The organism is Mycobacterium sp. KBS0706, assembly GCF_005938675.2.
Lineage (GTDB): Bacteria > Pseudomonadota > Alphaproteobacteria > DSM-16000 > Inquilinaceae > Inquilinus.
On record NZ_VCCH02000086.1, the window covers coordinates 1 to 15,504 of the forward strand.

Below are 15,504 nucleotides of genomic sequence, written 5' to 3' on the forward strand. Positions count from 1 at the left end.
CCAGGCTCGAGCTGCGCCAGGTGCTGGAACGGGCCGAAGCCGACGCCCGCGCCGCGGCCGAGGCCGGCCGGGCCCAGGTGCAGCGCTTCGAGCTGAGCCTGTCGCGCGGCGGCTATGACGAGCTCGTCACCCACTACGACTCGGTCGCGGCGGCCATCGCCGGGGGCGACCGGCCGGCGCCGCCGGCGAAGAAGCCCTCCTCGCCCACCCTGACCTGGTTCTCGATCACGGCGGAGACCATCCTGGCCCTGGTCGACGCGTTGCGCCGGGAGGATCGGCCATGACCAACCCGCTGTCGCTGCTCAGCCCGCTGCTGACCCTGGCCGGCCTGGTCGGCAGCTTCTTCTACATCCAGCTCAGCCAGTGGCTGCGCGACCTGCTGGCGTTGCGCCAGAAGATCGAGCTGAACCGCTTCGCCGGCGACGAGGCGCAGAAGCGCGCCATCGTCGAATGCCGGATCGAGTACCGGCGGCTGGCGACCTGGCACACCTATGCCGTCAACCTCAGCGTCATCGGCTTCGTGCTGTTCATCCTGGTGCTGGGGCTGCTGATGATCCGCCCGGCCGCCGCCGACCCGATGTACGGCTATCTGGCGACCGCGCTGTGGGTGTTCCTGGTCCTGTTCGTCGGGCTCGCCTCCGGGCTGTTCTGGCTGGGCCACCGCAAGGCGCGGGAGATCGGGGCGATCCTGGAACCGAAGGCCTGATTCGCCGAGCGGCCGTCAGGGAGCCCGATCGCCGAGCAGCCCCAAGCCGTTTGCCGGGGGCTGGATTCTCGCACGCTCCTCGGCGGGCGTCTCCGCCAGGGTGTCGGCGAGGGCGGATTGCAACAGCGCCTGCAACGCCCCGGTCCTGGACCGGACCTCGGCCATGGCCGCGTCCAGCGCGGCCCGGTCGAGCGGATCGGCCCGCATCACGGCAACCATGCGCTGGCGCGCCTCGCGCAGGCCGCCGACAGCCGATCGCAGCTCCGCCCGGTCCTGCAGCAGCCGGCGCAGCACGTCGCGGCGCAGCTCCGGCGGATAGGCCCGCATCACCGATGCGGCGGTCGCCTCCACATGCCGGTCGAACCAGCGGCCGGCCAGCCAGGCGCCTCCCGCGAACAGGTTGAGACACAGCGAGGCCGCCAGGGCGATGGCAAGGAACAGCGTGGTCCGCCGCCGCGGCGCCGCGGTCACAGCAGGCCTCCGAGGTCGCCCTGGCCGGCCACCAGGCCCAGCACCGACAGCGCGACGTCCAGATCGGCATGGCCCGGCAGCGTCGCCAGCATCACCAGCGCGCCGGCCGCGAGGGACAGCAGCGAGGCGCCGGCGCTCGCCGCCCAGAACCGCCATGTCGGCCGCCAGCCCGCCTCCTCCATCTCGACGGCCGCCAGGATCCGGCCGATCTCGGCGGCACCGAAGGGCGGCGGGCGAATCGCGGCGGCGACCGTCTCCTCGAATCTGGTGAAGCGCGCCAGGATCTCCGCTGCCGCCGGATCCCGGGCCAGAAGCTGCCGGGCGGACCCGGCCAGCTTCTGCGGCCAGCGGTCGAGATCAGCCCCGAATCGGAGCAGCGCCTCGTCGAGCTCGGCCCTGGTCATCGCCCTGCCTCCCTTTCATCGATCATGGCCCGCAGCCTGCGCCGCGCGCGGACCAGAAGCTGCTCCGCAGCCCCCTCGCTGATGCCCAGGATGGCTGCGATCTCGGCATTGCTCCGCCCGCCCTGGACGGCCAGCAGCAGCGCCATGCGCTGCCGGTCCGGCAAGGTGCGGATCATCACGGCGACCGCCGCCAGACGGTCGCGGCCGGACAGCGCGGCCAGGGCCGTCGGCGCATCGTCGGCCGGCTCCGGCGCCTCGCCGAAGGGCAGCCAGCGCCGCAGACGCCGGCGCCGGGCCTGGTCGAGGCAGCGATTGGCGACCACGCGATACAGCCAGGTCGTGAATGCCGCCCCGCCGGGTTGCCATGCGCCCGGCCGCCGCCACAGCATCAGGAAGACGTCCTGCATGATGTCGTCGGCCTCCGCCGTCCGGCCGCTGAAGCCCAGGGCCAGGCCCCGCACCCTGTCGCCATGGCGGCGCATGAGGGCGGTGAAGGCGCGCCGGTCCTGGCCCGCAATCCGGGCCAGCAGATCCGCATCGGCCGACGCCTCCTCGCCCACCCCCTCCGACATGCCGCCATTCCGCGCTTCGTCAGAACCGTCGCCAGACCCGGCCCGCCGCATAGCCGCGCCCTGCCGGTCCGGTGGCGGTGCGGTAACCGTAGCTGCGGAAGGGCCCCTGCACCACGCCGGCAGAGCGGGACCAGGACCGGCCGCGGGGACCGGTGACGTCGACGGTCCGGCTGCAGGAATGGCTGCCGCACTGTCCGGCGATCGTCCGGCTTCCGCCGTGCGGGCCGCTCCAGCTGCGCGACCAGTCTTCGGCGCCGGCCGGACCCGCGGTCAACAGAAACACGGTCGCGGCGGCCATCATGCTGAGCTTGATCATCGTCTGTCCTCTCCGCCCGTCTTCAACGGGCCTGGTTCAGGAGGGCCGCGAACTGCGCCTTGGTGACGCCGCGGCCGGTGGTGTCGAGCCGGTCGAACCAGCCCGATCCGGCGACGAACTCGTCGCGCGAGACCAGGCCGTCCCGGTTCCGGTCCAGTGCGGCCAGGCGCTCGCCCGGCGCCGGCATCCCGGCGCGGTGCGCCAGCCGCCCGGCAGCGCGCGCCTGATTCCGGGCCGTCTCGGCTTCGGCCGTGGTCAACGCCCCATCGTGATCGGCGTCGAGGCGATCGAACATCCGGCCGCGGGCAGCCTGGGCCTCGGCCCGGGTCAGGACGCCGTCATGATCGGCATCGATCCGGTCGAACATCCGCTCCGCGAACCGGTCCGGCTGCTGCGCCTGGGCGGCATCGCCGCCCAGGACGGCGACGGCAAGGGTGATCGCGACACCTCTGGCGATCGGCATGGCTTCTGTCTCCTCCGCTGTGCATCCGGCATCTCCGGATCACGGCCCCTTGAACGCCGGCGGGCGGAGGTCCCTACGCGGATATCATGTCGACGGAAGAGAAAGAACATAAATCGAACAAAACCATTGCGCCGACTCTGCGACCAGGGCTACATCCGGACGATGCCGACGCGCACCATCCCGCTCCGCGACCACGCCTTCCGGCCCGATCCTTCGGGCGTGCTGTGGTGGGCGGAGCGGCGCTGGCTGCTGGTCGCCGACCTGCATCTGGAGAAGGCGACGGCCCTGGCCCGGCGCTCGCACCGCCTGCTGCCGCCCTATGACAGCACCGCGACCCTGGCCCGGCTCGGCGCCGCGATCGACCGGCTGGACCCGGTCGCCGTGGTGGCGCTGGGCGACAGCTTCCACGATTCGGGGGGGGCCGACCGCCTTGCCGCCGACGACCTGGCGACCCTGACCCGGCTGGCGCGGGGCCGCGACTGGATCTGGGTGCTGGGCAATCACGACCCCGACCTGCCGGCGTCCCTGCCCGGCGACCGGACCGAGGAGCTGCAGGTCGACGGCCTTGTCTGCCGCCACGCCGCCGCGCCGGGCGCCGCCGGCGAGATCTCCGGCCACTACCACCCCAAGGCGGCCATCAGCGGCCGCGCCGGGCGGGTGACCGGGCGCTGCTTCGTCGCCGACGAGCATCGGCTGGTGCTGCCGGCCTTCGGTGCCTATACCGGCGGCCTCGACGTGCTCGACCCCGCCATTCGCGGGCTGCTCGGTCCCCTCTTCCATGTCTGGCTGATCGGCCGCGCCGGGCTGCACCGCTTCCCCGACGCCCGACTGTCGCCGATTGCGCCGCGCTGGCTGGTGGCCTGACGGGCTGGATCTCGCCCCCGGCCGATCCAGCTTCGTGCCCATGACCGACCTGCTCTGGTTCCGCCAGGATCTCCGTCTCGACGACAATCCCGCCCTCGTGGCCGCCATCCGGCGCGGCGGGACGGTGATCCCAGTCTTCATCCTCGACCCGGATGGCGAGGGCGACTGGCCGCCGGGCGGCGCCGGCCGCTGGTGGCTGCACCACTCGCTCGCCGCCCTGGCCGAATCCCTGGCGGCCCGAGGTAGCCGGCTGATTCTGCGACAAGGTCCCACGGCGAAGGTTCTGGACGAGTTGATCGAGGAGACCAGCGCCACGGCCGTGCTGTGGAACCGCCGCTACGAGCCGGCCTCCGTTGAGCGCGACATGGCCCTGAAGAGCGGCCTCAAGCAACGTGGCATCGCCAGCGAGAGCTTCGCTGCCGCACTGCTGTTCGAACCCTCGGAGATCCGCACCAGGTCGGAAACGCCGTTCAAGGTCTTCACCCCGTTCTGGCGTGCCTGCCTGGAGCGCGGCGGCGTCGCCGAGCCGCACGCCGTGCCGAATGAGATCCCGGCGCCCGGGCGCTGGCCGTGCAGCGACCACCTGGCGGCGTGGAAGCTTCGGCCGACCAGACCGGACTGGGCCGGCGGATTGCGGGAGACCTGGACGCCCGGCGAGGCCGGAGCCCGCAAAAGGCTGACAGCCTTCCTGCGGCACGGCCTGGCCGGCTACGAAACCCGGCGCGACCGGCCGGAGACCGACGGCAGCTCTGCCCTGTCACCGCATCTGCATTGGGGCGAGATCGGGCCGCGCCGGGCCTGGCAGGCCATCGAGCACGCGGCCGCCGAAACGCCGCGGCTGCGCTCGGCCGCCGACGCCTATCAGCGCGAGCTCGGCTGGCGCGAATTCGCGGCCCATATGCTGGTGGCCCGCCCCGAGATGCCGGCCGAGCCGCTCGACGGCCGCTTCGGGGCCTTCCCCTGGGACGCGGACCGCGAGGCACTGCAAGCCTGGCAGAAGGGCCGGACCGGCTATCCGATCGTCGATGCCGGGATGCGGCAGCTGTGGCGGACCGGGTGGATGCACAACCGCGTCCGGATGATCGCGGCGTCCCTTTTGATCAAGGATCTGCGCATCCACTGGCGCGAGGGCGAATCCTGGTTCTGGGATACGCTGGTCGACGCCGATCTGGCGAACAACGCCTTCAACTGGCAATGGATCGCCGGGTGCGGCGCCGATGCGGCGCCCTATTTCCGCATCTTCAACCCGGTGCTGCAGGGGGAGAAGTTCGATCCGGACGGCGGCTATGTCCGCCGCTTCGTGCCGGAACTCTCGATGCTGCCGTCGAGATGGATCCACAAGCCCTGGCAGGCGCCCGAGGCGGTGCTGGCCGAAGCCGGCGTGACATTGGGCCGGACCTATCCGCGCCCGATCGTCGACCATGGCGATGCCCGCCGCCTCGCCCTCGCCGCCTTCGAGACCTTGCGCGAACCCTAACCCTGGTCCGCCAGGATCGATCGCACCAGCGGCAGGGTGATCGAGCGGCCCTGGGCCAGGCTGGCGGCGTCGATCTCGGCCACCAGACGCCGCGCTTCGGCGAAGCTGCGCTCCATCCGCGCCAGCATCGCCTGCACGATCTCCGGCCCGACCGCGAGCTGGCGGTCGGCGAACAGCTTGGCCAGCACCTGGGCCAGCAGCACGTCGTCCGGCTCGCCGAGCCCGACGGCCGGCGCCGCCTTCAGCCGCGAAGCCAGGTCCGGCAGCGCCACGGGCCAGCGCGCCGGCGGCTCGCGCGCCGCCAGCAGCAGGACGCCGCCGGCCTCCTTCAGCAGGTTGTGCAGGTGGAACAGCGCCCGCTCCGCCGCCGCATCGCCGGCCACCCGGTCGGCATCGTCCAGCGCCACCGCCCCCGCGGCGGCGAGCTCCGCCGGGTCCACGCCAGCCAGCGCGCCGCCGGCCAGCACCCGGGCATCGGCGCGCTGCGCCCAGATGCCCAGCAGATGGCTCTTCCCCGCCCCCGGCGCGCCATGCAGGGCCAGCACCGGTCCCGGCCAGCCCGGCCAGCGCGCGATCCAGCCCGCCGCCTCGCGGTTGCTGTCGGCGACGATGAAATCCTCCGGCCCCAAAGCGGGGGGCAGCGACAGGTCGAAGACGAACTGGGCCACCGGGCTGACGCTCTTGCTCATGAGACGGTGGGGATGTCCATGTCCGGCGGGTCGGCGGGCGGCTGCCGGTACAGCGCGCTCTGGCGATAACGGTGCAGGGCGAATCGCGTCAGCACGCCGATCACCGCCGCCATCGGCACCCCGAGCATGACGCCGGTGAAGCCGAACAGGCTGCCGGCGGCGAGCAGCGCGAAGATCACCCAGACCGGGTGCAGGCCGACGGATTCGCCGACCAGCTTCGGGGTGACGAAATTGCCCTCCAGGAACTGGCCCAGCAGGAAGATGCCCAGCACCAGGGCCCACATCGTCCAGTCGTCATATTGCACGAAGGCGATGCCCATCGAGCTGACCAGCCCGACCATCGAGCCGACATAGGGGATGATCGACAGGACGCCGGTCATCAGCCCGACCAGCAGCCCGAAATTCAGCCCGACGATGGTCAGGGCGATGGCGTAGAACAGCCCCAGCAGCAGGCAGACGATCAGCTGGCCGCGGATGAAGCGCGACAGGGTGTGGTTCACCTCCCGCCCCAGCCCGCGGATGGTCTCGCGCTGCGCCACCGGCAGGTTGTGGTCGATCACCCCGATCATGTGGTCCCAGTCGCGCAGCATGTAGAAGGCGACCACAGGCGTGATGAAGACCAGCGACAGCAGGTCGATCAGCGCCATGCCGCCCTGCCACAGGCTGCCGATCACCGTGCCGATCCAGGACACGGCGCTACCGGCATACTGGCTGACCGCCTTCTGGATCTCGTTGAAGTTGGCGGCGGAGACGCGGTGGCGCAGCTCGGCGATCAGCGGCTGCAGCCGCGTCGCGGCCCGGGCCACATAGTCGGGCACCGCCGACAGCAGCCCGGTCACCTGGTTCAGCAGGATCGGCAGCACGATCAGCGTCACCAGCACGGCGGCGAGCACGAACAGCAGCAGCAGCACCGTGGTCGCCAGCCAGCGTGCCATGCCGATCGCCTGCAGCCGCCGGGCCAGCGGGTCCAGCAGATAGGCGATGATCATGCCGGTGACGAAGGGCGCCAGCACGCCGCTCAGCAGCCATACCAGGAGGCAGAAGACGACGAAGCCGATCAGCCAGAAGCGGATTTGGGTGGAGCCGTTCACGCGTGCGCCCCGACCGGGCCGAAGAAGCGGCGGATGGTCTCGCGCAGATAGCCGATCGCCGACAGGGTCGTGGTCCCGGCCACGACCCAGACCAGGACGGCGATGACGCCGCTGGCGTCGACATTCAGCCCGGGTGCCGCCATCACCAGCACCACCAGCGCGATCTGCATCACCGTGTTCAGCTTGCTGATCATCGACGGGGTCAGCGCGCGGGTGCCGCGGCCGGCGAAATGCAGCACCACCACGCCCAGCACCAGGCCGATATCGCGCGCCACCACCAGCACCACCAGCCAGATCGGCAGTTCCGCCGTCCAGGTCAGGGCCAGGTAGGTGCCGACCAGCAGCGACTTGTCGGCGATCGGGTCGAGATAGCTGCCCAGCGCCGTGCGCGCCTGCAGCCAGCGGGCCAGGATGCCGTCGATCGCGTCGGTCAGCGCCGCCGCCGAGAACATCCAGAAGGCCGTGACCAGCCGGCCGTCCAGGATCAGCCAGATGGTGATCGGGGCCACCACGAGCCGGGCCAGACTGAGCAGGTTCGGCAGGTATCGGACCATGCGACGCAAAAGGCCTGACCTCGATGGCAAGAGTGTGGCCACGCCGAGGCTACATGCCGCCGGCGCGGTGCAACTCCAGCGCCTGGGCGCCCTGCTGCACCGTCAGGCCCTGCTGCGACAGGATCTGGTTGAGCTGGGTCTGGTCGCCGGGGAAGCGCAGCTCCAGCACCGCCTGCCGCGCCGTCAGGCTGACCAGGGAGGACGAGACCATGCCGCCGAGGCGGGTCAGCCGGCCCTGCACGTCGTACCAGTCGGCCGGCGCCGCGATCGGCACCGTGACGGTGACGGAGCCGCGCGCCTCGAAGCCGGGGGCTGCGCCCGGCTGCGGCTGGGTTCCGGGAACCGCGCCCGGGAGGGTCGCGGTGACCGGCGGCGCGGTGCCGCCCCCGGCCAGCAGCTGCTGCACGCCGGAGCTGCGGAAGGTGTAGGCCAGATTGGCGGAATAGTGTCCGGGCGAGGCCTGCTCCGACTTCACCTGGAAGCTCTGCACCAGCCGCTCGACATCGGCGTCGGACATGCCGGAGACCCGCGCCGGGTCGGCGCCGATCTGTTGCAGCAGCTGCTGCAGCCCCTTGCGCGGCCCCTGGGCGAAGGCCTTGGCGCGGGCCTCGGTCGCGTTCCCGGCGGTCGCCTCAACCGCGACATTGTCCACCGAATAGCCGGAGGCGCTGCCCGCGATCGGGGCCCCGCCGGGGGTCTGGGCACGCACCGGCACCAGCCCGGCACAGAGAAGCGCGGCTGCCAGAGCCAGGGTCGATCCGATGCGAAGCATCATTGCAATGCCTTCCGGTTTCGCTATGGTCCGCGCCCATCCGCACGGATAATCCGCCTTTATATAGCACCCCTCTCTGCGAGGTCATCATGTGCCCGCCGGTCGACCCCAAGGACAGCTCCGACGCCTATGCCCGGGCCGGCGTGAACATCGCCGAGGGTGAGGCCTTCGTCGGCGACATCAAGCCTTTGGCCGAGAGCACCCGCCGCAGCGGCATGATGGAAGGCCTGGGCGGCTTCGGCGCGCTGTTCGACCCGAAGGCGGCCGGCTTCCGCGACCCGATCCTGGTCGCCGCCACCGACGGCGTCGGCACCAAGCTGAAGGTGGCGATCGAGACCGGCCGGCACGACACGGTCGGCATCGACCTCGTCGCCATGTGCGTCAACGACCTGGTGGTGCAGGGCGCCGAGCCGCTGTTCTTCCTCGACTATTTCGCCTCCGGCAGGCTGGACCGCTCGGTTGGAGTCGGTGTCCTTCGCGGCATCACCGAGGGCTGCCGCCAGGCCGGCTGTGCCCTGATCGGCGGCGAGACTGCGGAGATGCCGGGCATGTATGCCGCCGGCGACTATGACCTGGCCGGCTTCGCCGTCGGCGCGGTCGAGCGCGACCAGGCCCTGACCGGCCGCGACGTGCGCGATGGCGATGTGGTGCTGGGCCTGGCATCGACCGGCGTGCATTCCAACGGCTATTCGCTGGTCCGCCGCACCGTCGCCGAGGCCGGCTTGGCCTGGGATGCGCCGGCTCCCTTCGCCAACGACACCACGGTCGGCGAGGCCTTCCTGACCCCGACCCGGATCTATGTGAAGAGCAGCCTCGCGGCCATCCATGCTGGCGGCGTCCACGCCCTGGCGCACATCACCGGCGGTGGGCTGACCGAGAACATCCCGCGGGTGCTGCCGGACGGGCTGGGCGTCGCCCTCGACGCCGGCGGCTGGCCCCTGCCCCCGGTGTTCCGCTGGCTGAAGGCGCAGGGCGGGCTGAACCCAGCCGAGCTGGCCCGCACCTACAACTGCGGCATCGGCATGGTGCTGATCGTGGATCCTGCGCGGGCTGAGGCGGTGTCGGCCATCCTGGCCGGCCAGGGCGAGACCGTGCACCGGATCGGCCGGGTCGTCGTCGATGCCGGGCATTCGGTGGCGATCGCCGGCACGGAGTCCGCATGGGCCGTCTGAAGGTTGGAGTTTTGATCTCCGGCCGGGGCAGCAACATGGCGGCCCTGGCCGAGGCCTGCGCCGCGCCGGACTTCCCGGCCGAGATCGCGCTGGTGCTGTCAGACATCCCCGGCGCCGGCGGCCTTGCCACGGCATCCGGCCATGGCATCGCCACCGCCACGGTCGACCGCAAGGCCCATCCCTCCAAAGCCGCCTTCGAGGCGGCGATGGACGAGGCGCTGCGCGCCGCCGGCGTCGAGCTGGTCTGCCTGGCCGGCTTCATGCGGGTGCTGAGCGCCGATTTCGTCGGCCGCTGGCACGACCGCATCCTCAACATCCACCCCTCGCTGCTGCCGGCGTTCCCGGGGTTGCACACGCATGAGCGGGCGCTGGCCGCCGGGGTGAGGCTCGCCGGCTGCACGGTCCATATCGTGCGCCCGGTGGTCGATGACGGGCCGATCCTGGTCCAGGCCGCGGTGCCGGTGCTCGACGGCGACGACGCCGCCAGCCTGGCCGCGCGCATCCTGGTCGAGGAGCATCGCTGCTATCAGATGGCGCTGCGCTGGGTCGCCGAGGGGCGGGTCCGGATCGAGGATGGACGGGTCCGGATCGACGGCGCGATCGCGGCCGCAGGCGCGATCCGCAACCCATTGTGATAATTGTCACAAAGTCCAACTCGACGCTGCGACAATTAAACCCTATTTCACTGGACAAGGCCGGGGGGCACCCGTAAATGGTGCCTCGATCGCAAACATACGAAAGCGTGACGAGGATGGGCGCGATGGCCAGCGAAGGCACGAATCAGGTTCCGGAAGAACTGCTGGCCTCGCGCAAGCAGATGTATGCCAGCTTCGTGCGCTTCAGCACCTGGGGCATTGTCGCGATTGCCATCCTGCTGATCGGCATGGCGCTGTTCCTGCTCTGATCTCGCCGTCGGCAGAAAAAAGGCCGGTCCTCGCGGACCGGCCTTTTTTGTTGCCGCAGGGCTGCCTTCAGCCATCCCCGTCCGAGCGGATATGGCCGCAAGCGCCTCGCATCAGCCGACGATCTCGGTGCCGGCGAAGAAGAAGGCGATCTCGATCGCCGCGTTCTCGGCCGAATCGGAGCCATGCACCGAATTCGCCTCGATCGATTCCGCGAATTCCTTGCGGATGGTGCCTTCGGCGGCATTGGCCGGGTTGGTGGCGCCCATGATCTCGCGGTTGCGGGCCACGGCGTTGTCGCCCTCGAGCACCTGGACCACGACCGGGCCCGAGATCATGAAGGCGCAGAGGTCGTTGAAGAACGGCCGCTCCTTGTGCACGCCGTAGAAGGCCTCGGCCTGGGCGCGGCTCAGCTGGAGCCGCTTCTGCGCGACGATGCGCAGGCCGGCGTCCTCGAACTTCGCGTTGATCTTGCCGGTCAGGTTGCGGCGGGTGGCATCCGGCTTGATGATGGAGAAGGTGCGCTCGGCCATTGGATCCTCGGTTTTTCAGGCGTTGGCGATCGGAATTGCGCGGCCTTATAGACGGGCCGTCCCGATCCGGCAACCGAAGCCGAATCCGAACGCCCGAATCCGGCCCGGTCGTGCTATGACCCCGCCGCCATGCTTCAGATCCAGGACATCACCATCCGCATCGCCGGCCGCGTGCTGCTCGACTCCGCTTCGGTGTCGGTGGCGGCCGGGCACAAGGCGGGGCTCGTCGGCCATAACGGCACGGGCAAGTCGACGCTGCTGCGCGCGATCCGCAAGGAGATCGGGCTGGACGGCGGCCAGATCAGCTATCCCGGGCGCTGGCGGATGGCCAGCGTGGCCCAGGACGCGCCGGAAGGGTCGGCCAGCCTGCTCGACACCGTGCTGGCCGCGGACACCGAGCGCGCCGCCCTGATGGAGGAGGCGGAGACTGCCGAGGATCCCAACCGGATCGGCGAGATCCACATGCGCCTGGCCGATATCGACGCGCACACCGCCCCGGCCCGGGCCGCCACCATCCTGGCCGGCCTCGGCTTCGATACCGAGGCGCAAGCCCGGCCGGTCGGCGACCTGTCGGGCGGCATGCGGATGCGCGTGGCCCTGGCGGCGACGCTGTTCCTGCAGCCCGACCTGCTGCTGCTCGACGAGCCCACCAACCACCTTGACCTCGAGGCCACGCTGTGGCTCGAGACCTGGCTGAAGACCTATCCCCACACCATCCTGATGGTCAGCCACGACCGCGACCTGCTGAACCGCGTGGTCGACACCACCATCCACCTCGAGAACGCGAAGCTGACCGCCTATACCGGCGGCTATGACCAGTTCGAGCAGACGCGCCGGATGCGGCTGGAGCATCTGGCGGCCCTGCAGAAGCGCCAGATCGCCCAGCGCGCCCACATGCAGAGCTTCATCGACCGGTTCAAGGCCAAGGCCACCAAGGCCCGCCAGGCGCAGAGCCGGGTCAAGGCGCTGGAGAAGATGGAGCCGATCGTCGCCCTGGTCGAGGACCAGTCGATCAGCTTCGACTTCCCGCCGCCGGAGGAGCTGGCGCCGCCGATCCTGGTCCTGGACAAGGTGACCGTCGGCTATGACGAGCGCCCGGTGCTGAAGAATCTCGACATGCGGATCGACATGGACGACCGCATCGCGCTCCTGGGCGCCAACGGCAACGGCAAGTCGACGCTGGTCAAGCTGTTCGCCGGCCGGCTGGAGCCGATGGCGGGGCAGCTGCGCAAGTCCAACAAGCTCAAGGTCGGCTATTTCGCCCAGCACCAAGCCGAGGAGCTGGACCTGTCGCTGAACGCCATCGCCCAGGCGCGGCGGGTGATGCCGAACAAGACCGACGAGAAGATCCGCGCCCATCTCGGCCGCTTCGGCTTCGTCCAGCGCCGATCCGAGACCCGGATCGGCGACATGTCGGGCGGCGAGAAGGCGCGGCTGCTGCTGGCCCTGATGGCGCGCGAGGCACCGCAGCTGCTGCTGCTCGACGAGCCGACCAACCATCTCGACGTCGACAGCCGCCAGGCGCTGGTGCAGGCGCTGAACGAGTATGACGGCGCCGTGGTGCTGATCACCCACGACCCGCATCTGATCGAGCTGACCGCCGACCGGCTGCTGCTGGTCAAGGACGGAGCCGTGAGCCCCTTTGAGGGCGACCTCGACGACTATCGCCGCCTGCTGAACGAACAGCGCCGGCAGGAGCGCGCCGGACGCCAGGCCGAGAAGCTGAGCCAGGCCGACCGCAAGGAGCAGCGCCGCGCCGCCGCCGAAGCCCGCGCCCAACTGGCGCCGCTGCGCCAGCAGATCCGCGACATCGAGAAGCGGATCCAGGGGCTGGAGCGGGACAAGAAGGCGATCGAGGCGAAGCTGGCCGACACCGCGCTCTACAACAACCCGGCGGCGGCGACCGAGCAGCAGATCGCGGCGCACGACGTGCAAAGCAAGCTGGACGCCGCCGAAGAGGCTTGGCTGGAGGCCAACGGCAAGCTGGAGGCGGCGCAGGCGCTGGCGGGCTGAGGCCTCCCCCCACCCTCCCTCTCCCCGAGGAGAGGGAAACAGGAGCGCCGCTCCCTCACCTCTCCTTGGGGAGAGGTCGAAATTGCGCAGCGATTTCGGGTGAGGGGGTGGCCCCGCCCCCTCCTTTACTGCAGCGCCTCCCACACCACCGCCGGGGTCAGCGGCATCTGCAGCCGGTCGGCGGCCTCGGCCCGGCCGGCGCGTGCCAGGGCGTCGGCCACGGCGTTCACCACCGCCGGCGTGGCGCCGATGGTGCCGAGTTCGCCCACGCCCTTCACGCCCAGCGGGTTGTTCAGGCACGGTATCGATTCGTCGAGCACATGGACGAAGCTGCGGATGACGTCGGCGCGCGGCACGCCGTAATCCATCAGCGTGGCCGTCATGACCTGCCCGGTCTCGCGGTCATAGACCATGTGCTCGCCCAGCGCCTGGCCGATGCCCTGGACCGCGCCGCCGTCGAGCTGGCCGCGCACGATCATCGGGTTGACCACCCGGCCGACATCGTTGGCCGAGACGTAGGAGACGATGTCGACCGTGCCGGTCTCCGGATCCAGCTCGACCTCGCAGATGTGGCAGCCATTCGGCCAGCTCGGGCCCTTCACCGTGCTGGTGGCGTCGATGAAGATGCGGCGGTCCGGCTGGCGGTCCGCCAGCTCGAACAGGCCGATCGCCCGGTCGGTGCCGGCGATCCGGAACACGCCCTCGGCATATTCGATGTCGGCCGCCGCGGCCTCCAGCGCGTCCCCGGCCAGATCTCGCCCGGCGTCGACCGCCTGCTCGGAGGCATGGCGGATCGCCGAGCCGGCGGTGAACAGCGACCGCGAGCCGGCGCTGCCGAAGCCCTGGCCGCGGTCGGTGTCGCCCATGACGATGTGGATCCGGTCGATCGGCACGCCGAAGACGTCGACCACCAGCTGGGCGTAGGAGGTGGCGATCCCCTGCCCCATCGGCATGGTTGCCGCGTAGACCTCGATGTCGCCGTCGCCGGAGACCCGGACCGTCACCCGCTCCTCGAACACATTGCCGCCGGTCCATTCCAGGAACGAGGCCAGGCCGCGGCCGCGCAGCTTGCCGCGGGCCCGGGACTCGGCCTCGCGGGCGGCGAAGCCGTCCCAGTCGGCAAGATCCACGGCCTGGTCGATGATCGAGCCGAACTTGCCGCTGTCATAGGTCTGGCCCATGGCGTTGGTGTAAGGCATCTGCTCGGGGTGGACGAGGTTGCGGCGGCGGATCTCGACCGGGTCGAGGCCGAGCTGCCGCGCCGCGGCGTCGAACAGCCGCTCGATCAGGTAGATCGCCTCCGGCCGCCCGGCGCCGCGATAGGCGCCGGTCGGCGCCGTATGGGTCAGGAGGGCCGTAAAATCGAAGTCGATGGTGCGGATGTCGTAGATGCTGGTCGACACCCAGGGGCCGATCATCAGCTGGATGATGATGCCCGCCGTGGTGGCATAGGCGCCGACATTGGCATGCGACCGCACCCGGTAGCCCAGCACCTTGCCGGTCGCGTCCAGCGCCAGCTCGGCACGGCTCTCGACGTCGCGGCCATGGGTCGCCGCCAGGAACTCCTCGATCCGCTCGGCGGTCCATTTCACCGGCCGCCGCAGCTTGCGCGCGGCATAGGCCACCAGGATGTCCTCGGGGTAGAGGCCGGTCTTCATGCCGAAGCCGCCACCGACATCGTCGACCACCACCCGCACCTTGTCCCGCGGGATGCCGAGCACCGCGTCGCACAGGGTGTCGCGCGCGCCGGACGGCATCTGGCTGGACAGGCGCAGCGTCAGCTTATCGGCCTCGACATCGTATTCGGCCTGGGAGCTGCGCGGCTCCATCGGCGTCGGCGCCAGGCGCTGGTTGACGATGTCCAGCGAGACGATATGGGCGGCGGCCTGGAAGGCGGCATCGGTCGCGGCGGCGTCGCCGTGCCGCATCTGCGCCGCGACGTTGCCGGTCGCCGCCGGCCAGACCTGCGGCGCATCCGGCGCCAGGGCCTGCGTCACCCCCGTGACGGCGGGCAGCTCGTCATACTCGACCACGATGGCGTCGAGCGCGTCCTTCAGCACGGCCCGGCTTTCGGCCACCAGCGCGACCACGGCCTCGCCGACGAAGCGCACCACCTCATGCGCCAGGGCCGGCCGCAGCGGCGACGCGCCGGGCGATCCGTCCGGCCGCTTGAAGATCGGCGCCAGCGGCAACGGCTTGACCCCGTCCGCGACCAGATCGGCGCCGGTTACCACCGCGACCACGCCGGGCATCGCCAGCGCCTCGGACGCGTCGATCGACACGATCCGGGCATGCGGATGCGGCGAGCGCAGGAAGCCGAGCCAGGTCTGTCCGGGCAGGGAGATGTCGTCGCTGAATCGGCCGGCGCCGGCCAGCAGCCCGGCATCCTCGATCCGCCGCACCTCGCGCCCGCTGCCGAACCGCCCGACAGTCGATCTATCCGTCATCACTCGTCACCTTGGCTGGGAAACCGCCGGGATGCCTGATCCGCGACGGCCTTGGCTG

The 15,504-nt window shown here is 70.8% G+C and carries 19 protein-coding genes; 8 read left to right on the forward strand and 11 right to left on the reverse strand.

Annotated features, from left to right (window positions below; genetic code table 11):
• Together FFK22_RS43350 and FFK22_RS32255 are read left to right on the forward strand one after the other, a co-directional pair.
• The coding region (locus FFK22_RS43350; RefSeq protein ID WP_186002762.1) for a hypothetical protein at window positions 1-284 on the forward strand (284 nt) is incomplete at its 5' end.
• Window positions 281-706, forward strand: a complete 426-nt coding sequence (locus FFK22_RS32255) for a hypothetical protein (protein ID WP_138885957.1) — start codon at window positions 281-283, stop codon at window positions 704-706. The genes FFK22_RS43350 and FFK22_RS32255, both read left to right, overlap by 4 nt.
• A gap of 15 nt (window positions 707-721) precedes the next feature.
• On the opposite strand, the gene FFK22_RS32260 is transcribed toward FFK22_RS32255, so the two are convergent.
• The 5 genes from FFK22_RS32260 to FFK22_RS32275 are packed head-to-tail and all read right to left on the reverse strand — an operon-like array spanning window position 722 to window position 2,932.
• Window positions 722-1,177 carry a periplasmic heavy metal sensor gene (locus tag FFK22_RS32260; RefSeq protein ID WP_186002763.1) on the reverse strand — a complete coding sequence of 152 codons (456 nt, stop codon included), beginning with the start codon at window positions 1,175-1,177 and terminating at the stop codon, window positions 722-724.
• Window positions 1,174-1,581 carry a hypothetical protein gene (locus FFK22_RS43355; RefSeq protein WP_186002764.1) on the reverse strand — a complete coding sequence of 136 codons (408 nt, stop codon included), beginning with the start codon at window positions 1,579-1,581 and terminating at the stop codon, window positions 1,174-1,176. The genes FFK22_RS32260 and FFK22_RS43355 overlap by 4 nt, the downstream gene beginning before the upstream one ends.
• Window positions 1,578-2,153 carry an RNA polymerase sigma factor gene (locus FFK22_RS32265; protein WP_186002765.1) on the reverse strand — a complete coding sequence of 192 codons (576 nt, stop codon included), beginning with the start codon at window positions 2,151-2,153 and terminating at the stop codon, window positions 1,578-1,580. The genes FFK22_RS43355 and FFK22_RS32265 overlap by 4 nt, the downstream gene beginning before the upstream one ends.
• A gap of 19 nt (window positions 2,154-2,172) precedes the next feature.
• Window positions 2,173-2,469, reverse strand: coding sequence for a hypothetical protein (locus FFK22_RS32270; RefSeq protein ID WP_138885954.1), 297 nt, complete (start codon window positions 2,467-2,469; stop codon window positions 2,173-2,175).
• Window positions 2,470-2,491: 22 nt separating this feature from the next.
• Window positions 2,492-2,932 carry an EF-hand domain-containing protein gene (locus FFK22_RS32275; RefSeq protein WP_138885953.1) on the reverse strand — a complete coding sequence of 147 codons (441 nt, stop codon included), beginning with the start codon at window positions 2,930-2,932 and terminating at the stop codon, window positions 2,492-2,494.
• Between the two features lie 126 nt (window positions 2,933-3,058).
• Between FFK22_RS32275 and pdeM the strand changes: the two genes are divergently transcribed.
• Window positions 3,059-3,796 (forward strand): ligase-associated DNA damage response endonuclease PdeM, encoded by a 738-nt coding sequence (gene pdeM, locus FFK22_RS32280; RefSeq protein ID WP_221939014.1) that lies wholly within the window; start codon window positions 3,059-3,061, stop codon window positions 3,794-3,796.
• 40 nt (window positions 3,797-3,836) lie between these two features.
• Window positions 3,837-5,273: a deoxyribodipyrimidine photo-lyase gene (locus tag FFK22_RS32285; protein ID WP_138885952.1), complete on the forward strand. Its 1,437-nt coding sequence runs from the start codon at window positions 3,837-3,839 to the stop codon at window positions 5,271-5,273.
• Here FFK22_RS32285 and FFK22_RS32290 read toward each other — a convergent pair.
• Genes FFK22_RS32290 through FFK22_RS32305 form a run of 4 tightly spaced genes read right to left on the reverse strand, consistent with a single transcriptional unit; the run spans window position 5,270 to window position 8,382 of the window.
• Window positions 5,270-5,962, reverse strand: coding sequence for a DnaA/Hda family protein (locus FFK22_RS32290; protein WP_138885951.1), 693 nt, complete (start codon window positions 5,960-5,962; stop codon window positions 5,270-5,272). The genes FFK22_RS32285 and FFK22_RS32290 overlap by 4 nt on opposite strands.
• Window positions 5,959-7,053, reverse strand: a complete 1,095-nt coding sequence (locus tag FFK22_RS32295) for an AI-2E family transporter (RefSeq protein ID WP_138885950.1) — start codon at window positions 7,051-7,053, stop codon at window positions 5,959-5,961. The genes FFK22_RS32290 and FFK22_RS32295 overlap by 4 nt, the downstream gene beginning before the upstream one ends.
• Window positions 7,050-7,607, reverse strand: a complete 558-nt coding sequence (locus FFK22_RS32300) for a CDP-alcohol phosphatidyltransferase family protein (protein WP_138885949.1) — start codon at window positions 7,605-7,607, stop codon at window positions 7,050-7,052. The genes FFK22_RS32295 and FFK22_RS32300 overlap by 4 nt, the downstream gene beginning before the upstream one ends.
• Before the next feature lie 49 nt (window positions 7,608-7,656).
• Entirely contained in the window at window positions 7,657-8,382 is a 726-nt protein-coding gene (locus FFK22_RS32305) for a hypothetical protein (protein ID WP_138885948.1), read from the reverse strand.
• Between the two features lie 86 nt (window positions 8,383-8,468).
• On the opposite strand from FFK22_RS32305, the gene purM reads away from it, so the two are divergent.
• The 3 genes from purM to FFK22_RS32320 all read left to right on the forward strand — a co-directional run bounded on the left by purM (window position 8,469) and on the right by FFK22_RS32320 (window position 10,455).
• Window positions 8,469-9,551, forward strand: a complete 1,083-nt coding sequence (purM, locus tag FFK22_RS32310) for a phosphoribosylformylglycinamidine cyclo-ligase (protein ID WP_138885947.1) — start codon at window positions 8,469-8,471, stop codon at window positions 9,549-9,551.
• Window positions 9,539-10,186 carry a phosphoribosylglycinamide formyltransferase gene (gene purN, locus FFK22_RS32315; RefSeq protein WP_138885946.1) on the forward strand — a complete coding sequence of 216 codons (648 nt, stop codon included), beginning with the start codon at window positions 9,539-9,541 and terminating at the stop codon, window positions 10,184-10,186. The genes purM and purN overlap by 13 nt, the downstream gene beginning before the upstream one ends.
• Window positions 10,187-10,311: 125 nt before the next feature.
• The gene (locus FFK22_RS32320) at window positions 10,312-10,455 is read left to right on the forward strand and encodes an aa3-type cytochrome c oxidase subunit IV (protein ID WP_186002766.1); all 144 of its coding nucleotides are present in this window, start codon (window positions 10,312-10,314) and stop codon (window positions 10,453-10,455) included.
• 111 nt (window positions 10,456-10,566) lie between these two features.
• On the opposite strand, the gene ndk is transcribed toward FFK22_RS32320, so the two are convergent.
• Window positions 10,567-10,986 (reverse strand): nucleoside-diphosphate kinase, encoded by a 420-nt coding sequence (gene ndk, locus FFK22_RS32325; RefSeq protein WP_138885944.1) that lies wholly within the window; start codon window positions 10,984-10,986, stop codon window positions 10,567-10,569.
• 129 nt (window positions 10,987-11,115) lie between these two features.
• Here ndk and FFK22_RS32330 point away from each other — a divergent pair, with 129 nt between their 5' ends.
• Complete coding sequence (locus FFK22_RS32330; protein ID WP_138885943.1) at window positions 11,116-12,999, forward strand: ABC-F family ATP-binding cassette domain-containing protein; 1,884 nt, start codon at window positions 11,116-11,118, stop codon at window positions 12,997-12,999.
• 125 nt (window positions 13,000-13,124) lie between these two features.
• Here the strand turns inward: FFK22_RS32330 and FFK22_RS32335 are convergent, their stop codons facing one another.
• A complete protein-coding gene (locus FFK22_RS32335) occupies window positions 13,125-15,446 on the reverse strand; it encodes a xanthine dehydrogenase family protein molybdopterin-binding subunit (RefSeq protein ID WP_138885942.1) in 2,322 nt (773 codons plus the stop codon).
• Window positions 15,447-15,504: the final 58 nt, after the last annotated feature.

Excerpts from the sequence above, each read along its gene's own strand:
- FFK22_RS32255 (WP_138885957.1), top strand. The coding sequence starts at position 281 with ATGACCAACCCGCTGTCGCTGCTCAGCCCGCTGCTGACCCTGGCCGGC.
- FFK22_RS43355 (WP_186002764.1), bottom strand. The coding sequence starts at position 1,581 with ATGACCAGGGCCGAGCTCGACGAGGCGCTGCTCCGATTCGGGGCTGAT.
- FFK22_RS32265 (WP_186002765.1), bottom strand. The coding sequence starts at position 2,153 with ATGTCGGAGGGGGTGGGCGAGGAGGCGTCGGCCGATGCGGATCTGCTG.
- FFK22_RS32270 (WP_138885954.1), bottom strand. The coding sequence starts at position 2,469 with ATGATCAAGCTCAGCATGATGGCCGCCGCGACCGTGTTTCTGTTGACC.
- FFK22_RS32275 (WP_138885953.1), bottom strand. The coding sequence starts at position 2,932 with ATGCCGATCGCCAGAGGTGTCGCGATCACCCTTGCCGTCGCCGTCCTG.
- FFK22_RS32285 (WP_138885952.1), top strand. The coding sequence starts at position 3,837 with ATGACCGACCTGCTCTGGTTCCGCCAGGATCTCCGTCTCGACGACAAT.
- FFK22_RS32290 (WP_138885951.1), bottom strand. The coding sequence starts at position 5,962 with ATGAGCAAGAGCGTCAGCCCGGTGGCCCAGTTCGTCTTCGACCTGTCG.
- FFK22_RS32300 (WP_138885949.1), bottom strand. The coding sequence starts at position 7,607 with ATGGTCCGATACCTGCCGAACCTGCTCAGTCTGGCCCGGCTCGTGGTG.
- FFK22_RS32305 (WP_138885948.1), bottom strand. The coding sequence starts at position 8,382 with ATGATGCTTCGCATCGGATCGACCCTGGCTCTGGCAGCCGCGCTTCTC.
- purM (WP_138885947.1), top strand. The coding sequence starts at position 8,469 with ATGTGCCCGCCGGTCGACCCCAAGGACAGCTCCGACGCCTATGCCCGG.
- purN (WP_138885946.1), top strand. The coding sequence starts at position 9,539 with ATGGGCCGTCTGAAGGTTGGAGTTTTGATCTCCGGCCGGGGCAGCAAC.
- FFK22_RS32320 (WP_186002766.1), top strand. The coding sequence starts at position 10,312 with ATGGCCAGCGAAGGCACGAATCAGGTTCCGGAAGAACTGCTGGCCTCG.
- ndk (WP_138885944.1), bottom strand. The coding sequence starts at position 10,986 with ATGGCCGAGCGCACCTTCTCCATCATCAAGCCGGATGCCACCCGCCGC.
- FFK22_RS32330 (WP_138885943.1), top strand. The coding sequence starts at position 11,116 with ATGCTTCAGATCCAGGACATCACCATCCGCATCGCCGGCCGCGTGCTG.
- FFK22_RS32335 (WP_138885942.1), bottom strand. The coding sequence starts at position 15,446 with ATGACGGATAGATCGACTGTCGGGCGGTTCGGCAGCGGGCGCGAGGTG.